This is a genomic window from Pseudomonas sp. GD03862 (assembly GCF_029840855.1).
In the GTDB taxonomy this organism is placed as follows: domain Bacteria; phylum Pseudomonadota; class Gammaproteobacteria; order Pseudomonadales; family Pseudomonadaceae; genus Aquipseudomonas; species Aquipseudomonas alloputida.
Genome location: NZ_JAOCDI010000017.1, coordinates 94,503 through 114,277, shown reverse-complemented (window position 1 = coordinate 114,277; position 19,775 = coordinate 94,503). Strand labels below are relative to the sequence as shown.

At 55.6% G+C, this 19,775-nt stretch carries 22 protein-coding genes and 3 pseudogenes; 8 read left to right on the top strand and 17 right to left on the bottom strand.

Annotated features, from left to right (window positions below):
* The 7 genes from N5D53_RS13700 to N5D53_RS13670 form a co-directional block, all read right to left on the bottom strand.
* Positions 1-721 (bottom strand): glyceraldehyde 3-phosphate dehydrogenase NAD-binding domain-containing protein (locus N5D53_RS13700; protein ID WP_279840456.1); only part of this gene is annotated, 721 nt, incomplete at its 3' end.
* Between the two features lie 32 nt (positions 722-753).
* Positions 754-1,257 carry a cyclin-dependent kinase inhibitor 3 family protein gene (locus N5D53_RS13695; RefSeq protein ID WP_013974857.1) on the bottom strand — a complete coding sequence of 168 codons (504 nt, stop codon included), beginning with the start codon at positions 1,255-1,257 and terminating at the stop codon, positions 754-756.
* Positions 1,258-1,269: 12 nt separating this feature from the next.
* Positions 1,270-1,986, bottom strand: a complete 717-nt coding sequence (arsH, locus tag N5D53_RS13690) for an arsenical resistance protein ArsH (RefSeq protein ID WP_013974858.1) — start codon at positions 1,984-1,986, stop codon at positions 1,270-1,272.
* A gap of 3 nt (positions 1,987-1,989) precedes the next feature.
* A complete protein-coding gene (gene arsB, locus N5D53_RS13685; protein WP_129931832.1) occupies positions 1,990-3,051 on the bottom strand; it encodes an ACR3 family arsenite efflux transporter in 1,062 nt (353 codons plus the stop codon).
* A gap of 18 nt (positions 3,052-3,069) precedes the next feature.
* Positions 3,070-3,540 carry an arsenate reductase ArsC gene (locus N5D53_RS13680; protein WP_104886873.1) on the bottom strand — a complete coding sequence of 157 codons (471 nt, stop codon included), beginning with the start codon at positions 3,538-3,540 and terminating at the stop codon, positions 3,070-3,072.
* Between the two features lie 19 nt (positions 3,541-3,559).
* Positions 3,560-3,916, bottom strand: a complete 357-nt coding sequence (locus N5D53_RS13675; RefSeq protein WP_129931833.1) for a metalloregulator ArsR/SmtB family transcription factor — start codon at positions 3,914-3,916, stop codon at positions 3,560-3,562.
* A gap of 8 nt (positions 3,917-3,924) precedes the next feature.
* Complete coding sequence (locus tag N5D53_RS13670) at positions 3,925-4,338, bottom strand: arsenate reductase ArsC (RefSeq protein ID WP_129931834.1); 414 nt, start codon at positions 4,336-4,338, stop codon at positions 3,925-3,927.
* Positions 4,339-4,453: 115 nt separating this feature from the next.
* Between N5D53_RS13670 and N5D53_RS13665 the strand changes: the two genes are divergently transcribed.
* Together N5D53_RS13665 and N5D53_RS13660 are read left to right on the top strand one after the other, a co-directional pair.
* Positions 4,454-4,792 (top strand): metalloregulator ArsR/SmtB family transcription factor, encoded by a 339-nt coding sequence (locus tag N5D53_RS13665; RefSeq protein WP_129931835.1) that lies wholly within the window; start codon positions 4,454-4,456, stop codon positions 4,790-4,792.
* A 42-nt stretch (positions 4,793-4,834) separates the two neighbouring features.
* On the top strand, positions 4,835-5,377 hold the full coding sequence (locus tag N5D53_RS13660; RefSeq protein ID WP_231386153.1) for an NAD(P)/FAD-dependent oxidoreductase: 543 nt from the start codon (positions 4,835-4,837) through the stop codon (positions 5,375-5,377).
* Between the two features lie 209 nt (positions 5,378-5,586).
* On the opposite strand, the gene N5D53_RS13655 is transcribed toward N5D53_RS13660, so the two are convergent.
* On the bottom strand, positions 5,587-7,281 hold the full coding sequence (locus N5D53_RS13655; protein WP_104886870.1) for a phosphoethanolamine--lipid A transferase: 1,695 nt from the start codon (positions 7,279-7,281) through the stop codon (positions 5,587-5,589).
* A 502-nt stretch (positions 7,282-7,783) separates the two neighbouring features.
* A complete protein-coding gene (locus N5D53_RS13650) occupies positions 7,784-7,975 on the bottom strand; it encodes a hypothetical protein (RefSeq protein ID WP_241799404.1) in 192 nt (63 codons plus the stop codon).
* Between N5D53_RS13650 and N5D53_RS13645 the strand changes: the two genes are divergently transcribed.
* From N5D53_RS13645 to N5D53_RS13635, 3 genes are all read left to right on the top strand, one after another.
* Positions 7,913-8,113: a zinc ribbon domain-containing protein gene (locus N5D53_RS13645; protein ID WP_241799402.1), complete on the top strand. Its 201-nt coding sequence runs from the start codon at positions 7,913-7,915 to the stop codon at positions 8,111-8,113. The two genes, N5D53_RS13650 and N5D53_RS13645, sit on opposite strands and share 63 nt — an antisense overlap.
* Positions 8,114-8,168: 55 nt before the next feature.
* Complete coding sequence (locus tag N5D53_RS13640; RefSeq protein ID WP_104886868.1) at positions 8,169-9,074, top strand: cation diffusion facilitator family transporter; 906 nt, start codon at positions 8,169-8,171, stop codon at positions 9,072-9,074.
* A gap of 157 nt (positions 9,075-9,231) precedes the next feature.
* Positions 9,232-9,582, top strand: coding sequence for a DUF3147 family protein (locus tag N5D53_RS13635; RefSeq protein ID WP_129931836.1), 351 nt, complete (start codon positions 9,232-9,234; stop codon positions 9,580-9,582).
* Positions 9,583-9,611: 29 nt separating this feature from the next.
* Here the strand turns inward: N5D53_RS13635 and N5D53_RS27670 are convergent.
* A pseudogene (locus N5D53_RS27670) lies at positions 9,612-9,944 on the bottom strand (DUF2790 domain-containing protein).
* Between the two features lie 698 nt (positions 9,945-10,642).
* Here N5D53_RS27670 and N5D53_RS13625 point away from each other — a divergent pair.
* On the top strand, positions 10,643-11,317 hold the full coding sequence (locus N5D53_RS13625) for a heavy metal response regulator transcription factor (protein WP_104886866.1): 675 nt from the start codon (positions 10,643-10,645) through the stop codon (positions 11,315-11,317).
* Positions 11,314-12,705: a heavy metal sensor histidine kinase gene (locus N5D53_RS13620; RefSeq protein WP_129931837.1), complete on the top strand. Its 1,392-nt coding sequence runs from the start codon at positions 11,314-11,316 to the stop codon at positions 12,703-12,705. Before N5D53_RS13625 ends, N5D53_RS13620 begins: the two co-directional genes overlap by 4 nt.
* 167 nt (positions 12,706-12,872) lie before the next feature.
* On the opposite strand, the gene N5D53_RS13615 is transcribed toward N5D53_RS13620, so the two are convergent.
* Together N5D53_RS13615 and N5D53_RS13610 are read right to left on the bottom strand one after the other, a co-directional pair.
* Positions 12,873-13,022, bottom strand: coding sequence for a hypothetical protein (locus N5D53_RS13615; protein ID WP_177410002.1), 150 nt, complete (start codon positions 13,020-13,022; stop codon positions 12,873-12,875).
* 2 nt (positions 13,023-13,024) lie between these two features.
* Positions 13,025-13,348 (bottom strand): hypothetical protein, encoded by a 324-nt coding sequence (locus N5D53_RS13610; RefSeq protein WP_177410001.1) that lies wholly within the window; start codon positions 13,346-13,348, stop codon positions 13,025-13,027.
* 258 nt (positions 13,349-13,606) lie between these two features.
* On the opposite strand from N5D53_RS13610, the gene N5D53_RS13605 reads away from it, so the two are divergent.
* A complete protein-coding gene (locus tag N5D53_RS13605) occupies positions 13,607-13,828 on the top strand; it encodes a hypothetical protein (protein ID WP_104886864.1) in 222 nt (73 codons plus the stop codon).
* Between the two features lie 86 nt (positions 13,829-13,914).
* Here the strand turns inward: N5D53_RS13605 and N5D53_RS27665 are convergent.
* From N5D53_RS27665 to N5D53_RS13580, 5 genes and pseudogenes are all read right to left on the bottom strand, one after another.
* Positions 13,915-14,386: pseudogene (locus N5D53_RS27665) on the bottom strand (phospholipid carrier-dependent glycosyltransferase); the annotation flags it as partial.
* A pseudogene (locus tag N5D53_RS13595) lies at positions 14,374-14,562 on the bottom strand (hypothetical protein); the annotation flags it as partial. The pseudogenes N5D53_RS13595 and N5D53_RS27665, both read right to left, overlap by 13 nt.
* Before the next feature lie 206 nt (positions 14,563-14,768).
* A complete protein-coding gene (locus N5D53_RS13590) occupies positions 14,769-15,092 on the bottom strand; it encodes a DUF2790 domain-containing protein (protein ID WP_129931838.1) in 324 nt (107 codons plus the stop codon).
* A 160-nt stretch (positions 15,093-15,252) separates the two neighbouring features.
* Positions 15,253-18,414 (bottom strand): CusA/CzcA family heavy metal efflux RND transporter, encoded by a 3,162-nt coding sequence (locus N5D53_RS13585; protein ID WP_129931839.1) that lies wholly within the window; start codon positions 18,412-18,414, stop codon positions 15,253-15,255.
* A gap of 24 nt (positions 18,415-18,438) precedes the next feature.
* A complete protein-coding gene (locus N5D53_RS13580) occupies positions 18,439-19,719 on the bottom strand; it encodes an efflux RND transporter periplasmic adaptor subunit (RefSeq protein ID WP_129931840.1) in 1,281 nt (426 codons plus the stop codon).
* Positions 19,720-19,775 lie beyond the last annotated feature (56 nt).

Genomic DNA, 19,775 nt, shown 5'->3' with positions numbered 1-19,775 from the left:
GCGAGGCGTTGGCCAGTGGTACACGTACGGCGTGACCATTCAGCTTGCCGCGTAGCTCGGGGAAGATCTCGGCGATTGCGGTGGCAGATCCCGTGGTGGTCGGGATCAGGCTCATGCCCGAGGCTCGGGCGCGACGCAGGTCCTTGTGCGGTGTATCCAGAATGCTCTGGGTATTGGTGAGGTCGTGAATGGTGGTGATCGAGCCGTGGCGTATGCCCAGGTTCTCGTGAATCACCTTGACCACCGGGGCCAGGCAGTTAGTGGTGCAGGAAGCGGCGGTGACGATACGATGCTGCGCCGGGTCGAATAGGTGCTGGTTGACGCCCATCACCACGTTCAGTGCGCCTTTCTCCTTCACTGGAGCGCAGACGACCACACGTTTGACGCCTTGATCCAGGTAGGCCTGGAGTACGGCTACCGACTTCATCTTGCCGCTGGCCTCGATGACCAAGTCGCAGCCCGACCAGTCGGTGTCCGCGATGGTCTTGTTGGCGGTGACCTTGATGCGCTTGCCCTCGATCACTACCGCGTCGCCCTCTGCGCGGGCTTCACGGTGCCAGCGTCCGTGGATCGAATCGAAGTTGATCAGATGGGCATGGGTCTCGGCGTCACCGGCCGGGTCATTGATCTGCACAAACTCGAATTCCGGCCAGTCCCAGGAGGCGCGAAGCGCCAAGCGACCAATACGGCCAAACCCATTGATACCTACTTTGATAGCCATGTTCTTGTTCTCGAATCGCGATTAGCGAAAGGTCAGAGGGTGTCGCTGAACTGGTTGATATACCCAACGTGCGCAGGGTTCTGGATCGCACGTGGACGCAGGGCCTGGACCTGGGAAACAGCTTCCTGCACAGGGATGCCGCACTCGATCATCAGGCGGGCGGCAAACAGGCCGGTGCGGCCAGAGCCGCCCTTGCAGTGAATGGCGATCGTCTTACCGGTCATCACCAGCTCTTTCAGGCGTTCCCGGTGAGCCTTCCAGGCGGCCGCAAACGGCTCACCGGGCGCTTCGTCATCCTCGACCGGCAGGTGGAACCATTCGAGGCCCAGCAGTTGGCACTCCTCGGGAAGCAGATCGATCTCGTTCTGCAGCAGTTCTTCACTCGGCATCAGGGTTACCAGCGCGCTTGCGCCGGCATCGTGCAACGTTGCCAGAGCCTGAGATACCGATGTCTCCTTGGTACCTGGGCACGGAGTGAAGATCAGCTGGCCGACCAGTTCGGAATTAGCCAACACTGAATACGGGTGCAATTGCATGCTCACAAAGCCTCAAATGGATCGTTGATTGACACGCTTGGATAGTTCTTCAGCCGACTCTTTACGTTCGGAGTAGCGATCGACCAGGTAGTCGGAGCGATCACGAAGCAGCAGGGTGAACTTCACCAGCTCCTCCATTACGTCGACAACACGGTCGTAGTACGAAGAGGGTTTCATGCGACCCGCCTCGTCGAATTCCAGATAGGCCTTCGGCACGGACGACTGGTTAGGGATGGTGAACATGCGCATCCAGCGGCCGAGGACGCGCAGCTGGTTGACCACGTTGAAAGACTGCGAGCCGCCGCAGACCTGCATCACCGCGAGGGTTTTGCCTTGAGTGGGGCGCACGGCGCCCATGCTCAGTGGAATCCAGTCGATCTGCGACTTGAACACGCCAGTCATCGCGCCGTGGCGCTCTGGCGAGCACCAGACCATGCCTTCCGACCACAGCACCAGGTCGCGCAGCTCCTTGACTATGGGGTGGTCATCGGGCACGTCATCCGCTAGTGGCAGCCCGGTCGGATTGAAGATCCGCGTCTCGGCACCGAAGTGCTCCAGCAGGCGTGCCGCTTCTTCCGTCAGCAGGCGGCTGAACGAGCGTTCGCGGGTCGATCCGTACAGCAGCAGGATGCGAGGGTTATGGGTGGACTTTTGCTCGACTGCCAGTTTGTCTGCTGTCGGCAGGTCGACCAGATCGTTGTCGATATTCGGGATATGGTGTTCGGTCATGATTTACTCCTGAGTCAAGGCGCCAGATGGCTGATCGAACCAGCGGCGCTTGAGCCACAAGGCCACGCCCACCAGGGAGATCAGTACCGGCACTTCCACCAAGGGCCCGATGACGGTGGCAAACGCGACCGGCGAGGCAAGGCCGAAGGTGGCGATGGCCACGGCAATGGCCAGTTCGAAATTGTTGCTCGCTGCAGTGAACGCCAGCGCAGTGGTACGTGGGTAGTCAGCTTCCAACAGCTTGCCCATCCAGAAGCTGATGAAGAACATCACCACAAAGTAGATGGTCAGCGGGATAGCGATGCGCAGCACATCCAGCGGCAGTTGCAGCACCATGTCGCCCTTCAGGCTGAACATCGCGACGATCGTCAGCAGCAAGGCCACGAGCGTCAGTGGGCTGATCTTTGGAATGAAGCGCTCCTGATACCAAGCTTCACCCTTGCTGCTGATCAGGATCTTGCGGGTCAGGAAACCAGCCAGGAACGGGATGCCCAGGTAGATCAGCACCGATTGGGCGATATCGAGGAAGCTGGTCTCAATGACGCTACCTTCAAGGCCAAACAGCGGCGGCAACAGCCCCAGGAAGATCCAGGCGTACACGCTAAAGAACAGGATCTGGAAAATGCTGTTGAAGGCGACCAGACCCGCCACGTACTGGTTGTTGCCACCGGCGATCTGGTTCCACACCAGCACCATGGCGATGCAGCGTGCCAAGCCGATGAGGATCAGGCCGGTCATGTACTCAGGCTTGTCGGAAAGGAAGACAACGGCCAGCCCGAACATCAGGACCGGGCCGATCACCCAGTTCTGGATCAGCGACAGGGCAAGGATGCGCTTGTCCTTGAATACCTGTGGCAACTCCTCGTATTTCACCTTCGCCAGAGGTGGGTACATCATTACGATGAGGCCAATGGCGATGGGGATGTTTGTCGAGCCTACCGACAGGCTATTCAGCCACGCAGGCAATCCCTGGAACAGGCTGCCCAGACCAATGCCCAGGCCCATGGCCAGAAAGATCCACACCGTCAGGTAGCGGTCTAGAAAGGAAAGTCGGCTTTTGCTCATGGTGGATCTCCCTAAACGTCAGAGCGTTCCGATACGGGCCAGCTCGGCCTTAAGCTGGGCGGCATCCAATTGTTCGAAAGGCAGCGCGAGGAATGCATTGAGGCGTCGTTTGATCTGCTCAAGCGTGACGTCGAACGCTGCGTCCAGTTCGGCGGTGTTGCCCTGCTGGTCAGAAGGGTCAGAAAGCCCCCAGTGGGCTTTCACTGCTGGTCCGAAGAACACGGGGCAGGCTTCGCCAGCGGCCTTGTCGCAGACGGTGATGACAAAGTCCGGTGCCAGCTCGGCATGCGCGTCACTTGACTTGCTGCTGAGGCCCTCGGTGGAGATACCAGCACGCTGCAGCGCGGTGATGGACAGCGGGTGCACACCACCCTTTGGCTGGCTGCCGGCGCTGTAGGCCTTCATGCCGGCCGGGGCCAGATGATTGAAAACAGCCTCGGAGAGGATGCTGCGGCAGCTATTGGCGGTGCAGAGGAACAGAACTTTCATCGGTTTTTCTCGGCAATGATCAGCAGCAGGAGGCGACGCGTTGAGGGCGGTCACCCATTGTGTCCAGTCGTTTAGTGCTAGCACTCAGCCATTCGCGGTTGGCCTCCAGCGTCGTCGCCAGGACCTCACGTACCCAGCCGGGAAGCGATGGATGCAGGCGGTAATAAACCCACTGGCCCTGACGCCGGTCTTCCAGCAGGTCACACGTGCGCAGTTGCGCCAGGTGGCGGGAAACCTTGGGCTGGCTTTCTTCCAGCGCGCAGGTCAGTTCACAGACGCAGAGTTCTTCCTCGCGAGCGATCAGCAGCATCATCCGAATGCGGTTCTCGTCGGCGAGGCATTTGAAAACCTTGGTAGGTGTCAGCGAGTCAGTCATAGCAATTCTCAGTGTTTAGTTTTCACGAGGACGAACATTTTGATGCGCTCATGAATCTCGTGATGCTTGCGTCGGAAGGCATCGTGTTGGTCACTGGTAACAGGGTCTTCGAAGTTCCACGCCAGAACCTCGCCGAGGGCAGGCAAAGTAAGGCACTCATGGGCTGCCTTGTCGCAGAGCGTAATCAAGTAGTCGAACCGTTCCCCTGCAAACTCGTCGATGGACTTGCTGCGTAGAGCCTTGGTATCGATATCGAGATATTCGAGGGCGTCATAGGTGCGCGGATCGACTTGGCCAGGCTGGGTACCTGCGCTAAAAGCTTCGAAATGCACAGGGTCTGTGTGCCGGAGCAAAGCTTCGGCGAGCTGGGAGCGAGCGGCGTTTGCGGTGCAAACAAACAGAACGCGGGTCTTGCCAGTCATCACTTGGTACCCTGAGTGTATATGGTTTTTCGAATATACGATTTTTCGAATGTGTCGCAACCCCTCGATGATGGGTGGCTTTACATGTGCGCGTTCATGCACATATATTGGCTGCATGACGACCAACCAAAATCTCCGTGCTCAAGCCATCGAAGCCGCCATCGAGTCGCTAGACGAGACCTTCTTCAAAGCGCTTTGCGAGCCTTCCAGAGTCGCGGTTTTCAAGCGCGTACTTTTGCTCGGCCGGGCGGATGTCGGCGAAATCGCCAAAGAGCTGCCACAGGAGCGCTCGGTGATCTCCAGGCACCTGCAGGTATTGCATGACGCCAAGACCGTGAAGGCCACCAAGGTGGGTCGGCAGGTGTTCTATGAAGTAAATGGTGGGTCGATCGTCGAGCGACTGGAGGGCCTGCTCCAGCGAACCAAAGGTCTAGTATCGATCTGCTGTCCGTAGTCCGGCCTTTTTTTGCCTTTAAATATGCATGAGTGCGCATATATGAATGAGTTGGATCGCGTTCTGGATGTGGTCGTTATCGGTGGTGGGCAAGCAGGTTTGGCGACTGGCTGGCATTTACAGCAGCACGGCTTGGATTACCTCATCTTGGATGAGCAGACATCCCCGGGCGGTAACTGGCGTAACTACTACGAAAGCTTGCAGTTGTTCTCACCATCGGAGTACTCAGCGCTGCCGGGGCGAGCGTTTCTTGGCGATCCCAAGGACTACCCGGTGCGAAATGAAGTGGTGCAGTACCTGGAGGCATACGCCGCCGAGTTTCAGCTCCCTTTTCAGGGCGGTACCCGAGTGGTGGCGGTCGTACAGAAGGGCAAGGCATTTGAGGTTCGCACCGCCAACGGAGCGAATTTCACTACGCGTGCTGTGGTAGTGGCATCAGGTGGCTTCAGCCGTCCTTTCATGCCTGACATTCCTGGGCTAGAGAGCTTTTCAGGACACTGTCTGCAGATAAAAAAGCAGCTCCGAAGAGCTGCTTTTCTGCCCTACTCCCCCTTTTTATGCTTGTGGGGTTTCAGGTCTGGGTGATCCTTCTGCTTCTCAGGCGTGACCCGCTGCCTCTTGTCCGGAGTGCCATCTTCGTTGGTGCGTTTAGGGCCTGGCTTGATGCTCATGCAAATTTCCTTTTCCGCTTGGGTTGTTGAGTACTGCTATGTAGTTAGTCGAGCTTCTGGCTGCTGTCAAAGCAGCTCGATGTGGAATCGCTATCGACCTCACGTGTTCAGCCCGTTGCAGCATTAGAGGCCTGAGTAGGTGCTTCCGGTCAAAGTCTTGCAAGGGGCAGTAAAATCAAGAGCTGAGCGATACGAGGATGTCTGGACGTTCATCATCCCGAGTACGGTGTGGAACAGGTTGTCGTGGCTCAGTGGCGAGCTCGTCTGTGCTTTCAAGCAGCCCACATTGAGGCGTTCGCTTTTCGCGAGAGAATCAGACATCCAGAGCACCAATGGCACCTTGGTTTGCTCATCTGGGGCCATCGCATAGGGCAGCCCATGCAGGTAAAGACCACCCTCTCCCAGTGACTCCCCGTGGTCCGAAACGTACATCAGCGCAGTGTCGAATTTGCTGTTCGCGGCCAGAATATCGATCAGCCCAGCCGTGACGTAGTCGGTGTAGAGGATCGAATTGTCATAGGCATTGATCACTTCCTGCTGCTCACATTTGTCGAGCTCATTGGTCTCGCAAACCGGCCCGAATTTCTCGAACTGCGTGGGGTAGCGCTTGTAGTAGGCCGGGCCGTGACTACCCTTGTAGTGGAGCACCAGGACTGCATCGCCTTCCTGACGCTTGATGAAGCCCTCCATCTCAGAGAGCAATACACCGTCCTTGCACTCGTCGCTACTGCACAGCTGAGCATCTGCGTGTTGGGTAGCCTTGTGGTTTGGCACCCGATCACAGACCCCTTTGCAGCCCGAATTGTTATCAGCCCACATGATACTGATGCCTGCGCGCTGAAGCACATCGAGCAGCCCTTCGCGGCTCTTGGCCAAACCGTCCTTGTAATCATCCCTACCGACGTCCAAGAACATGCATGGCAGCGAAACCGCGGTGGCGGTGCCGCAAGAACTCACATTCGAGAAGCTGATGACATTGCGCTTTTCCAGCTCAGGATTGGTATCGCGGGAGTAGCCATTCAGGGAGAAGTTGGCGGAACGTGCGGTCTCCCCGACTGCCAGTACCAGCAGCTTGGGTTTACGAGCCGCTCCCTGCCTGGTCACCACGGCGTCGGTACCGATGGAGGTCAGCGCTTTCGGTGTGGCCAGCTTGCGTTTCAGGTAACCATGACCGGCAGCAAACAAATTGGTGGGAACCAGAATGAGCCGGATCTCCCGGTTGTTGCGTAGGAGGGAGGCATAAGATTGGTACTGGCTCAGCACGATACCAGCAAGGGCTACCAGTGCGAGCGCCAGGACGATGAGTCTGCTACCCAACGCGTTGGTCCAGGGCTTGCGTCGCAGGGGCACCAGACAGATCAGGTAGACGGGCAATACCCCTACCATTGCCACCCAAAGGCCAAGTTTCCAGTTCAGTAGCTCAGATACCTCACTGACGTCGGTCTCCACGACGTTGGTGAACATCGTGTAATCAATGACAATTCCGTAAGCACTCATGAAGTAGCTGGCTAACGCCGCGCTGATCAGCACTAGACATAGCATAGGTTTTGCGAATCTTGACCATGACCCCAAGCTAAGTACGGTGAACACCCAAACGAATACCACGACTGGCAGGCTGGCGGCGAGCGGCCAGTTTACTTCCTCGGTGTTGAATGCCAGGCGCCAGAGCACACGCCAAAACTCAGCGTTCGCGAATAGCAATAACCAGAAAGTTACTAGCGCGATGAGTAAGTTGGTGCTGATGCCTTCCTGTCTAACATTGCGAATAGCATGGATCCATTTACTGAACAGGGTATGAATGGATTTAGAAGGTGTCATTATCAAACTCTAAGAAGCTGCTCATCCATGGCGCTGGTCATGAATAGCCGGGAGCTAAATGGCAAGCCTCCGACAGACATAGCGAATCAGGGCGTAGAGAAGGTCTGAGACCTTGGTCCCTTTAGCCTGAGGACGCTTAAGATGTGTGAGGCATGGGATTGATGAGAAATAAACTCTCGCCAGGCGCATTATTTCCGCTACACGATAACGTCATGATGACTTCGCGATTACAATGCTGACATGATCGCGATAATGACTTTTTTGATTGGAACTGCCCAGGCTATGATAAAAAATGGATAGGTCTGACTCTTTGGGTGGTTAATGCCGCCCGATTAATTAAATTAAAATTCACAAACAAACCAGCTACGTTTTGCCATACGCTAATTTTGAACCTTTACTTTAACTTAAAAGTCATTCTAGCGAGCAGAACATTTCTTTCACCTTTGCCCGTGCTGATGTCACCTGTCGATGAGGGACGAATACCATGAGTTTTCTCAAAAATTTACTGGGGGGCCACCACGGCCGCGGAACCCACGGCGGTGGCAAGCACCACGGTAGTGGGCACTGGAGTGATCGACATGACCGGCATGGTCGTTATGAGCAGCAGCAAACCTGCGACGGTAATGACCAGGTGATTGGGGGTGGGCGCGCAATAGCTCAAGCCCCAGTCAAAGATCTGCAGACTTGCAAGCACTGCCGGACCGCGAACGCCCCGTCTGCACGCTTTTGTCTAAACTGCGGAACACCACTATCGAGTGATTGCACGGCCTGCGGCTCGTCCCTGACAGCAGGAGCAAAATTCTGCAGCCAGTGCGGCCAGGCAACCCCTTAGCGCTTGGCCACACTGGAAATCCAACGCGACCACCACCCTGTGGAAGGAGAAATACGTGGGATCGAATCATGATCATGGCAGCGCCGCGGTTCGTGAGGGGCATCAGAAGAAACTAGTCATGGCATTGGTCCTGACCGGTAGTTTCATGATCGCTGAAGTGATCGGCGCATGGATTACCGGCAGCCTGGCGTTGCTGTCGGATGCGTCTCACATGTTCACCGACACAGCCGCTTTGGCAATTTCGTTGATTGCGCTTCAGATCGCCAAGCGGCCGGCGGATCAGAAAAGAACCTTTGGCTATGCGCGGTTGGAGATCCTAGCCTCCACGTTCAACGCCGTGCTGCTCTTCCTGGTGGCGATGTACATCTTGTACGAGGCCTACCAGCGCTTCTTCATGCCAGCGGAGATCGCCACCGGGACAATGATGTGGATCGCGATTGCCGGCCTGATCATCAACCTGATTTCAATGCGACTGCTGGCATCTGCCAGCAACGAGAGCCTCAACGTCAAAGGCGCCTACCTCGAAGTCTGGAGCGACATGCTCGGATCGTTGGGTGTGATCATCGCCGCCCTCATTATCCGCTTTACCGGCTGGACCTGGGTCGACACGGTTGTCGCCGTAGCGATCGGCCTTTGGGTATTGCCGCGGACTTGGCAATTGCTTCGAGAGAGCTTGGGAATTCTTATGGAAGGTGTACCCCGGGGACTCAACGTGGCGGCAATCGAGGCCACGATCCTCAAGGTCGACGGCGTCACGGATGTCCATGACTTGCACGTTTGGGCCGTCAGCAGCGGAAGCAACGTGATGACGTCGCACGTGGTCGTCCGAGACGCAGCAGATGGAGATGCTGTGCTAGCGGCCGTCGTGGATGCAGTCAGCGACGCGTTCGAAATCCATCACTGCACCATTCAGATCGAGCGCGCAGCTTTCCACGAGAACGTCCCTTCGCCGTCGCATTGATCGGCCGGTAGACACCTGATCAACACACCGCCTTCAACGTCGGGGGTAGTGTGGTCGAGGATGAGGTAAGGATGGATTGGCGATAGCAGAAGCACTTCATGAGTGCCGGGTGAATGATCCCGGCAGACCCATTCCACTAGCTCAAGTAGGTTCAGCGATGTCTTGGATCATCACGAAGTACTTAGTCACTGCCGCAATAGTGGTGCTCGTGTCTGAGCTGGCAAAGCGCAGTGACAAGCTGGGCGGCTTGGTTGCCGCCCTGCCATTGGTCACCGTATTGACGCTCATCTGGCTTTACTTGGACAACCAAAGCATAGAGAAGATTTCCAACCATGCGTGGTACACGTTCTGGTATGTGATTCCAACGCTGCCGATGTTTATCGCATTTCCGGCACTGCTGCCCAAGTTGGGCTTCTGGCCGACACTTATCACCAGCATCCTCATCACTATGGCAAGCTTCGGAGGATTTGCCCTGCTCCTAAGGCGATTTGGCATCGAGTTGCTATAACCCGGGTGCAGAAAGCACTCGGTGTCCGCTTACCGGTTGTTGATGCACTCACCTTACGAGGTAGCGAACCATGTGCAGTTCGCCCTTGGAGTCCTCGTAAGTCATCATGCTTCTCACATTCCCGCAGTACCGAACGCTAGGCGAGACATACACCAGCTTGCCAGCGTCCAAATCCATACCGTAAGCGTAGTCTTAAAGCTCGGGAATGGGTTTCTTCACGCTCTGAGCATAGCGTTCTGTAGCCTTTCTGGCCTTTCTGGCAGACTGCTCAAGATCGTCGTTGATCTGAACGCTACTTTGGGCATTTTTCGGCAGTGCAGAGAAAGCATGAACGCAGCAATAGCCGATATAGTTGCTTTCATGAGAAGTCCATTAATAAAAAAAGCGCCCATGGCGGGGCGCTAAAATTCACCTTACCAAAGGAGCGTATGGTTCCAAGGTGAATGCATTGGCGTGAGCAGGGTTCCGTTACTCCCGCCATGCTGCTTCAGATGAGACTGGCCCAAAGCAGCGCTGCCTGTGTGCTGTTGTTAAACTAGCAAAAGCGGCTAACGATAAGATGATTGTGAAATTACAATTTGGACATGTAATAGTTTGTAAAGTAATTATCCTTGCTCAAGTAAGATGAAAAGCCAAGCATGATCGCCGGTTGAAGCCCGTTTCAATGGGTAGAATGATCGGTGGCTTGTCATCACTCGTAGCTTGAGCTTGAAGGATTAAACGCCACAAAGCAGAGCAGCTTGGCAGAAACACCACCCCTCTCGGCCGAATTCGCTTGTCAGGCGTGAAGGCTGCAAACCGCTGAAGGCCACAGAATCCGCTAAGCTCACTAGGGAGAGCCGTCATGACTGTCAGCAATCTTGCGGCTACATTACAAATTTGTAGGATTTCGCCGCGGCCAGCGTCTTCGCGTTAAGATTCAAGCGTCCTCAGGTGACCCCGGCGTATGGACAAAGGTAGCGACTTCAAGATGCCATGCATATCAGCCGAACCTTCAAACTGCCTGCAACCATAGTCTTGACGGATTAGGCAAATCCTTCCTCACACCTTGAGATAAGTTATGCGCGTTCTAGTTGTGGAAGACGAAATTAAAACTGCCGAATATCTTCAGCAGGGCTTATCCGAAAGCGGGTATGTCGTAGATATCGTGCACAATGGTGTCGACGCCCTGCACTTGTTCAATACTAACGTCTATTCATTGGTTCTGCTGGACGTCAACCTTCCAGGCATCGACGGTTGGGACCTTTTGGAAACCATCAGGAAAACCAGCCGGGTCCGCATCATCATGCTAACCGCCCGCGGTCGCATCAACGACAAGCTCAAAGGCTTGGATGGCGGCGCTGACGACTACCTTGTCAAACCCTTTGAATTCCCAGAGCTGCTCGCTCGTATCCGTTCGCTGCAGCGGCGTGGTGATGAATTAGTCGAGAAGAGATCGCTAAAAATTGCCGATTTAGAACTCGACTCAGTGCGCCATCGCGTTTTCCGCGCTGGCACACGCATCGATCTCACCACAAAGGAATTTACGCTCCTGCACCTGCTGATGAGCAGGACGGGCGAAGCGCTGACTCGTTCTCAGATCATTTCGTTGGTCTGGGACATGAATTTTGACTGCGATACCAACGTCATCGATGTCGCTATCCGGCGCCTTCGCTCAAAGATCGATGACCCGTTTGAAACCAAGCTCATTCACACGCTTCGTGGCGTAGGGTACGTTTTTGAGGAACGCGCATGAGGCCTTTCAGCCTGGCTGCAAAGCTGGGATTAAAAGTGGGGTTGATGAGCGCAGCGTTGCTGCTTCTATTCGCCACCTTCGGGTATCTGATGGTAGGCCAGGCGCTAGAGCGTAATGCTCGCAGTGACCTGGAAGTCAAGATGGCGGGCATGGCTCACAACCTGTCTATGATCTCCGACATCTCAGGCGTCAACGCAGACGCACATCAGCTTGTGGATCTGGTGATGGGCCACAACAACCTGTACGTCAGCATCTTCGAGTCGGCGCAGAGTGAAACGCCTCTTCTCTCGATCGGCTCGAAGCAGGTGAACGTGGAGGTGCACAAGTTCCAACCATCCGCACAGCCGAAGGAGCATGAGTGGCGCGACACCCAGGACCGCCCCTTGCTGACAGCTTCTCGCACCATGAGTTTGGGCGACGGAACCGAAGTCAGTGTCTACATGACCATGGACCAGTCGTCCAATGAAGCGCTGCTTGATGCATTGCTCACCTGGGCCCTGATGATTTCCCCGCTCATCATCGCGCTGATCCTCGCAATCGGCTGGTGGACAGTCCGCAGAAGTCTGCTGCCTCTGACCAAGTTCCTGAAGGTCGCTTCGAAGATCTCCACCGAGAGCCTTGACCATCGTCTGCCGACTAATGGGATGCCGGCAGAACTCAAAGAGCTCGCCGACGGTATCAACATCATGCTGGCTCGCCTGGATGACGGAGTTCAGCAGCTCTCGCAGTTTTCTGACGACCTTGCTCACGAACTGCGAGCGCCGCTTTCCAACCTGATGGGTAAAGCCCAAGTTGCGCTAACCAGAGAACGATCGCTTTCCGAGTACAGGGAGGTGCTGGAGTCGTGCACAGAAGAGCTGGACCGCATGAGCCGCATGGTTTCCGACATGCTGTTCCTTGCTCAGGTCAGTCATCCGGCATCCATGGTGGAGTTTGAACCCGTGTCCCTAGTCGACGAGGTTAAGCGAGTGTGCGATCTCTTCAGCATTTCGGCAGAGGAAGGCGAGATCCAGCTGCAGATCTCTGGCAGTGATGACGTGGTGCGCGGGAACCGCCTGATGATTCAACGCGCCGTCTCGAATCTGGTGTCGAATGCGATTCGCTACTGCCCTCGCGGTCGTACGGTCTATGTGAAAGTGCAACACGGTGGTAGCGGCACGACCTTGAGTGTTGGCAACCCGGGCCGCGGGATCGCCAAGGAACACCATGCGCATTTGTTTGAACGGTTCTACCGCGTGGATAAGAGCCGAGCACGAAGCGAAGGGGGGACCGGTCTTGGCCTTGCCATCGTGCAGTCGATCATGGGCCTACATCAAGGCTCGGCGAGCGTGGAAGTGACCGAGGAAAATTTCACTTGGTTCCACCTCCACTTCCCGAAGCCCAGCTAAAGCAGCCAACAATGACCGCTGATTGAACCGCGCTCACTTGCAAAGGCCCGTCAATCGACGGGCCTTTTGTCTGATGCAATGCATCAATGCCTAAGCACCACAGGGTCCATGGGCGACCGCAGAATTACCGGCTTTATAATCTTTTGCTCTTCTGGATTAGCGTTTCTTCACAGGTGGGAGAAGTATTGGGCATTCACTTTTTCCTGAGCGCTCACACTGCCGGCGGCCTCTATGGACTGCATGGTCGAGTACACATAGATCAGTGCCAGTATGAAGAATGCTGTCGCCACTACCATGACATAACGCTTAGCCAGCACCGTTAGCTCCAGGATCGAGGCATCCGCTGATTTGTCGCGACAGTAAGCTCCGAAATCAGCGGTTGGATGGCGGTCTCGACGCCACGAGCGGCAGCGGAATATGCCTCTGCAGCAGCGCGTATGGCGACCTCTTCGGCATTGGACCAGGCTTTCTCAGCCTTTCGCACCTCCTCCTGAATCTGCCTACTGACGAGATCAACCTCCTCCACAAGCTCACTCGACTTTTCCAGAACGGCGCTGCAAGCCCTGGTTTGGGAAGCCAGCTCATCGAGCTGAAAGGTGAGTTTTTCAGTGCTTCGACGGAAGTCACCGATGGCAACAGCCAAGGCTCAATCTCATTCATGGCTATCTCCCCGAGCGGCCGGTAACGCCGCAGTGGTTTATTTGTTTAGATATCAACGTGACCCTCGACACAAGCGAGATAGACATGATCCTTCCAGGTTTGCAGATTTGGCGCATCTCGCCAGCCGCCTAAATTACGGAATTGTAATTCTTGACTCACCTTGTCGTTAGCTTCGCGCTCCTAAACTACAAACCAACAAAGGCCGCCAGTCAGGCAGGCCTAGTGAGAACCGAGGCACACAATGAAATTTGCTAAATCTATCGCTATTGGCAGCCTGCTGCTTGGTCTCGTGAGTACCGCTTACGCTGAAGGTGGTTACGAGCGAGCGAAACAGTTCCAGGAAAACTTCCGAAATGAACAGGCTCGCCTATGGAGCGATGACTCTTCGGATCAGAACAAACAACAAATTGCCCAAGAGCAAAAGAAAGAAAGCAAGAATGGTAAGGAAAAAGCTGATAACTAAACGGCGGTTAAATAGGACTTTAAATGACGAAAGCAATCGACAAAAAAGCCAGGGTAAAACCTGGTTTTTTTTGTGTCTGGAATTTTACCTTCGTTTGTACGAGGCGTTTCCGCATTACTGTCTCCGACCAGACCTTCGGTACCTTGCTTGGCGTCTTTCCAACGGCACAGCAACAGCTGACTGGCGTTCGCTTCGGTGATCTCGACACACCCAGGTTGGCAGGCAGCTCAGCATTGCTGTCGAGTAAGCGCCGGGACAGGTAGAATGAGCTGTCACGAGGCCACTTTGCTGGGTACTGGATGTTTTCGGACTTCTCGCTGCTGTAGAACTCCGAGGAATTCGAGCGGCGACCAGGGTAGATCAGAGGGGCCGATTGAGCACATTCAACCAGGCCTGAACGACATCTCGCTGGTTCTGAGGCCTCTGCATCAACACCCCGGCATAGATGATGTCGACGCCGATGATTGGCAGTATCAACGCTCGCGGCGGCGCCCTGGTGATCCTTCGGCCAACCTCATTGATCCGACCGGACAGGAGCAACGCCGAGACAGGTACAGAACCAGCGGCAGCCAGTCGATCAGCCCTAGTTTTCCTGCGAGCGCTCCGGCTCCGAGCAGGGCACCACAGATCAGCGCGAAAACCAGCTCGGTGTTCATGCCAAAGATGCCGTCGTGCTCATGGCTCAGCCCTTCATGCTCTGCTTGGTCATCTGGGCGTTCAAGCGAACTTTTCATAACTCGTCCCTTCTGGGGGGCAAGACTATAAACTGCCCTATGCAGTTGGAAGACATTACTGTTGTGTAGTTGAGATTTATTTCCCAGCTAACCCAGGGGCAGTCATTAAAGCATCTAGCCTAAATGACGTTCATCGAGCTCAATAAAAAATGCCAGGCACTGCCTGGCATTTATGAATTCTCTAAGTATTCTACTCACAGCAATTACTACTTGTTGTTGATGCATTGCGAGTACATGGAGTAGCGAACCGTCTTAAGCGTACCCTGAGAGTCCTCGAAGGTCATCAATCGCGGGTAAACTTGGCAGGTGCGCGGGTCTTGGGACTGACGCACGAATTTCGCAACATCGATCTTCATGCCGTAATTGTAGTCCTGGATCTCCGGCATCGGTTTGCCATTTCTCTCGGCATAATTCGCTACAGCAGTCTGATGCTCCTTGATGTATTGCAGCTGCTTGCTTTCAGAGTAAGTATAAGCCTGCGAAGCCATCGAGAAAATAACAAGTGCAGCAGCAACGACTAGCTTTTTCATAGGAACCTCTCAAATTCAAATCATCTCGGGCGTAACTTTAGCAACGCAGAGGCATCACCGGCATGACGAGAAACTTACAATTTTGAAAGGTAAGTGCATCTATTTCATATAAAACAAAAAACCCACAACGCGTGTTGTGGGTTTTTTGTATCTGGGGGAATCAGCTTACGGCTTCTGCCTCGTCGCCGTCTTCATCCTTGCGATGTGCCCAATGATACAGGGCCGGCAGGACCAGCAAAGTCAGCGCGGTGGAGGAAAGGATCCCACCAATTACCACTGTAGCCAGAGGCCGTTGAACCTCCGCACCGGTACCGGTGGCCAAGGCCATTGGGATGAAGCCCAGGGACGCCACCAAGGCTGTCATCAACACTGGTCGCAGTCGGGTGAGTGCGCCTTCATCGACTGCCTGCCTGAGCGTTCGCCCCTCTTCTCGCAATCCGCGAATGAAGGCAATCATCACCAGGCCGTTCAGTACCGCGACGCCGGAGAGTGCGATGAAGCCTACCCCTGCCGAGATCGAGAGCGGGATATCACGCAGCCAAAGGGCCACGACCCCGCCAGTGAGAGCGAATGGAATACCGGTGAAGACCAGCATGCCGTCCTTCAGGTTGTTGAACATCAAGAACAGCAAGGTCATTACCAGCAGTAAGGCAACCGGAACCACAATCTGCAGGCGCTTGGCTGCCGACTGCAGCTGCTCGAACTGACCGCCCCAACTGGTCCAGTAGCCTGCTGGAATTTCCACCTTCGTTGACAAGGTAGATGCCGCCTCATCAACGAACGACCCAAGGTCACGGCCCCGGACGTTGGCGCTTACAATAACCAAGCGCTTACCGTTCTCGCGGCTGATCTGGTTCGGGCCCAACTGCAAGTCCAGCTTAGCGACCTGCGAAAGTGGAATGAAACCGATCTGATTAGCGTCCTGAGCCGCATTGGCAGGCACAGGAATCAGCAAACTAGACATACCCGCGACGTCGGTGCGTACAGCCTCAGGCAGGCGCACCACCATGTCGAATCGGCGATCACCCTCGTACAACGTTCCCGCTGTACGACCACCCACAGCAATCGCGATCGAATTCTGCACGTCCGCAATGTTCAGGCCGTAGCGTGCTACTTTTTCCCGGTCGATGTTAATGGTCAGCACTGGCAGACCTGTGGTCTGCTCAACCTTGACCTCCGAGGAGCCTGGTACCGCTTTGAGCGCTGCGGCGATCTTATTGGCCGTGCTGTTGAGCACGTCCATGTCGTCACCATAAACCTTCACCGCAACATCGCTGCGCACCCCGGAGATCAGTTCGTTGAAACGAAGCTGGATAGGCTGGGAGAGTTCATAGTTACTGCCCGGGACACTGGCTGCCGCCTTTTGAACCTCGGCAATGAGCTCCTCCCGCGACTTGTCGGGATCGGCCCATTGGTCCTTTGGTTTGAGCATGACGTAAGCATCGGAGATATTCGGTGGCATTGGGTCAGAGGCGATTTCAGCCGTACCGGTTCGGCCGAACATACGCTCAACTTCCGGTACCTGCTCGATGACTGCTTTTTCCAAACGCTCCTGCATGTCCACCGACTGGCTGAGGCTAGTACCAGGTACGCGCAAGGCTTGAAGAGCGAAGTCCCCCTCACTGAGACTTGGGATGAACTCGCTCCCCATGCGACTGGCAAGTACACCGCTGAGAACGACCAGTGCTACTGCTGAGGAGAAAGCGATATTCCGATGCCCAAGCACCCACTGCAGCACAGGCTCATAACGCAGCCGCGCAGTGCGCATAACAACGCCCTCTTCCTCCTTGACCTTGCCAGTGACGAACATGGCGATCGCTGCCGGCACGAAGGTAACGGAGAGGATCATTGCACCCAATAGCGCCATCACAACGGTGAATGCCATGGGGTGGAACATTTTGCCCTCCACGCCGGTGAGGGCGAAGATAGGCAGGTACACCACCATAATGATCAGTTGCCCGAAGATCAGTGGCCGACGCGCTTCGCGGGCAGCAGCAAAGACCTCATGGAAGCGTTCGGTTTTGGTGAGCATACGGCCATGTTTGTGCTGCGCATGTGCTAATCGACGGATCGCGTTCTCCACGATGACCACGGCCCCGTCGACGATGATGCCGAAGTCGAGTGCGCCCAAACTCATTAGGTTGGCACTGACCTTGTTATTGAACATCCCTGTGAAGGTGAACAGCATGGACAGCGGGATCACCATCGCGGTGATCAACGCTGCACGGATGTTGCCGAGGAACAGGAACAGAATGGCGATAACCAGGATCGCACCTTCAACCAAGTTCTTCTTCACCGTCGCAATGGCTTTTTCAACCAAGTTGGTACGATCGTAAACGGTGACCGCAACCACGCCCTTTGGCAGAGTACGGTTGATGTCCGCAAGCTTCGCTGCGACAGCTTGGGACACAGTGCGGCTGTTCTCACCGATCAGCATGAATACTGTACCGAGCACGACCTCGCGGCCATTCTCAGTGGCAGCACCAGTACGAAGCTCCTTACCGATGCTGACGTCGGCGACGTTGCTGATGCGAATCGGTGCACCATCCACACTGGTGATTACGATGTTGGCGATGTCTTCGATGTTGCCGACTTGGCCCGGTGCACGAATGAGCAACTGCTCACCATTACGCTCGATGTAACCGGCGCCTACGTTGGCGTTGTTGCTTTCCAACGCGGCTACCAGATCATTCAGGGTCAACTTGTAGGTAGCCAGGCGCTTCGGATCCGGCGCAACCAGGAACTGCTTGGCAAAGCCACCGATGGTATTGATCTCTGCCACGCCAGGTACGTTGCGCAGCTGAGGCTTGATGATCCAGTCCTGGATTACCCGCAGGTCGGTGGGCGTGTAGGGCGTACCGTCTTCTTTGACCGCGCCCTCTTCGGCTTCAACGGTCCACAGGAAAATTTCGCCGAGGCCGGTTGAGACCGGGCCCATGACGGCATCTACGCCCTCTGGCAGCTGTTCCTTTGCAACCTGTAGCCGCTCATTGATCAGCTGGCGGGCAAAGAAGATGTCGGTGCCGTCCTTGAAAATCACGGTCACCTGAGACAGGCCCGAGCGAGACAGCGAACGGGTCTGCTGAAGACCTGGAAGACCAGCCATGGCCGTTTCAACTGGAAACGTGATCCGTTGCTCGGTTTCCAATGGGGAATAGCCAGGCGCTGCAGTGTTGATCTGCACCTGGACGTTGGTAATGTCAGGAACGGCATCGATCGGCAGCTTTTGGTAGCTGTAGATGCCGATACCGGCCATGATCAGGACCGCGATCATTACAACGATCCGCTGTTCAATGGCAAATCTGATGATACGTTCAAACATAAGAAATCATCCTGTCAGTTCGCATCAGTGACTGTGCTCGGCAGAGGCTTTGCCGAGCTCAGACTTGAGTGTGAAGCTGCCATTGGTAGCCACTTGAGCGCCCGCTTCGATGCCGTCCGTGATTTCCACGTACCCACTGTCACGGCGGCCCAGCTTTACTGGGCGGGTGTCGAAGCCCTCGGCGGTGCGTACGAAGACCGATGGTTTGTCCTCAACGGTCTGCACGGCGTGTTCCGGGACAGCCACCGCCACGCGATCAGTCTGGGACGTGACTGCGATGTTCACGAAAAGACCAGGACGCCAGGCCCCGTTGGGATTGGTCAACGTAACGCGGACGGTCGCTGCTCGGTTTTGCTCGCCCAACAGGCTGCCGACATAACCCACCTTGCCCTCGACCTCCACGTTCATGTCAGGTGAGGAAACCTTCACGGCGCGGCCGGTAGTGACCTTGGCCAAATCGGAAGGCGGTACAGCGAAAGTGGCCCAAACTTGGTTAAGGTCGGACAGAATAAAGGCGTTAGTCGCCTCGCTGACGACTTCCCCGACGGTCAAGTGTTTCTCCACCACTACGGCGTCAAAGGGAGCCCTGAGTTCGTAACGGTTACCGCCTACCGAATTGACCGAGGCACCGATCGCGCTGACTTTTTGCTTGGCGTTGGCCAGAGAGATTTCGGCTTCCTGCAGCGCCTGGCGAGCCTGGAGGTAGTCCTGCTCCGCAGAAATCTTGTCCTGCCAGAGCTGCTTCTCTCGGCTAAAAGTCACGCGCGCAAGTTCGACACGACGCTGAGCGGCTTGTTGCTCGCTGCGCAGGTCAGAGATCTGCTGGCTGGCAATCACCGCAAGGACTTGACCCTTCTTGACGGACTCACCCAAATTCGCCTGGACTGTTTCGACAACGCCTGGAACGCGAGGAACAACGTGCGCAGTGCGGTCCTCGTCAAAACGAATCTCACCCGGGAAGCTCACGACGGTTCCCAAATCACGAGGCGCTGCCGATTCCAGAGTCACGCCAGCTGCTTTGATCTGTTCAGCACTAAGGGTTAGCTTACCTTCTTCCTCACCGCCCTCTTCACTGTGGCCCTCCTCGCCATGACCTTCTTCACCGTGCCCATCTTCACTATGCTCCGCTTCACTGTTCTCTTTGTTAGCTGATCCGGCCTTCTTGTCATGGCCATGACCATCGTCAGCACCATGTTCTGCGTTAGTCGCCGCTTGTTGATCGGAACTGCTGTTCCAGGCGAGGCTGCCAAATCCAAGGATTGCCACAGCGGCTACCGCGAGGGCGATCTTGCGTTTGTTTTCCATTGCTACTCCTGCTGATCGTAGGCACCGGCAGGTTTAAACGCCGAGTGCCGAGAAAA

Coding starts and splice junctions, on each gene's coding strand:
- N5D53_RS13695 (WP_013974857.1), bottom strand. CDS start 1,257: ATGCAATTGCACCCGTATTCAGTGTTGGCTAATTCCGAACTGGTCGGC.
- arsH (WP_013974858.1), bottom strand. CDS start 1,986: ATGACCGAACACCATATCCCGAATATCGACAACGATCTGGTCGACCTG.
- arsB (WP_129931832.1), bottom strand. CDS start 3,051: ATGAGCAAAAGCCGACTTTCCTTTCTAGACCGCTACCTGACGGTGTGG.
- N5D53_RS13680 (WP_104886873.1), bottom strand. CDS start 3,540: ATGAAAGTTCTGTTCCTCTGCACCGCCAATAGCTGCCGCAGCATCCTC.
- N5D53_RS13675 (WP_129931833.1), bottom strand. CDS start 3,916: ATGACTGACTCGCTGACACCTACCAAGGTTTTCAAATGCCTCGCCGAC.
- N5D53_RS13670 (WP_129931834.1), bottom strand. CDS start 4,338: ATGACTGGCAAGACCCGCGTTCTGTTTGTTTGCACCGCAAACGCCGCT.
- N5D53_RS13665 (WP_129931835.1), top strand. CDS start 4,454: ATGACGACCAACCAAAATCTCCGTGCTCAAGCCATCGAAGCCGCCATC.
- N5D53_RS13660 (WP_231386153.1), top strand. CDS start 4,835: ATGAATGAGTTGGATCGCGTTCTGGATGTGGTCGTTATCGGTGGTGGG.
- N5D53_RS13655 (WP_104886870.1), bottom strand. CDS start 7,281: ATGACACCTTCTAAATCCATTCATACCCTGTTCAGTAAATGGATCCAT.
- N5D53_RS13635 (WP_129931836.1), top strand. CDS start 9,232: ATGTCTTGGATCATCACGAAGTACTTAGTCACTGCCGCAATAGTGGTG.
- N5D53_RS13625 (WP_104886866.1), top strand. CDS start 10,643: ATGCGCGTTCTAGTTGTGGAAGACGAAATTAAAACTGCCGAATATCTT.
- N5D53_RS13620 (WP_129931837.1), top strand. CDS start 11,314: ATGAGGCCTTTCAGCCTGGCTGCAAAGCTGGGATTAAAAGTGGGGTTG.
- N5D53_RS13605 (WP_104886864.1), top strand. CDS start 13,607: ATGAAATTTGCTAAATCTATCGCTATTGGCAGCCTGCTGCTTGGTCTC.
- N5D53_RS13590 (WP_129931838.1), bottom strand. CDS start 15,092: ATGAAAAAGCTAGTCGTTGCTGCTGCACTTGTTATTTTCTCGATGGCT.
- N5D53_RS13585 (WP_129931839.1), bottom strand. CDS start 18,414: ATGTTTGAACGTATCATCAGATTTGCCATTGAACAGCGGATCGTTGTA.
- N5D53_RS13580 (WP_129931840.1), bottom strand. CDS start 19,719: ATGGAAAACAAACGCAAGATCGCCCTCGCGGTAGCCGCTGTGGCAATC.